Here is a 339-nt window from a genome sequence, read left to right as displayed (position 1 = left end):
CTCGCCACTGCACGAACATCTGAAGGCGCGCGGCGCGGTGTTCGGCGAAGTCGCCGGCTGGGAGCGCGCCAACTGGTATGCTAGGCCCGGCCAGGAGCGCGAGTACCGCTATTCCTGGAAACGGCAGAACTGGTTCGACAACCAGCGCGACGAACATCTGGCGGTCCGGAACGGTGTCGGGCTGTTCGACATGACCTCCTTCGGCAAGATCCGTGTCGAGGGCCGCGATGCCTGCGCCTTCCTGCAAAAGCTTTGCGCCAATGACATGGACGTGGCGCCGGGCAAGATCGTCTACACCCAGATGCTCAACCAGCGCGGCGGCATCGAGAGCGACCTCAC

At 64.3% G+C, this 339-nt stretch carries 1 pseudogene; it reads left to right on the top strand.

Going from position 1 to position 339, the window contains the following annotated elements:
- A pseudogene (locus AC0L3I_RS37045) lies at positions 1 to 339 on the top strand (FAD-dependent oxidoreductase); the annotation flags it as partial.

The organism is Mesorhizobium sp. WSM4840, from assembly GCF_055811755.1.
This window is presented reverse-complemented; position numbering and strand designations above follow the sequence as displayed.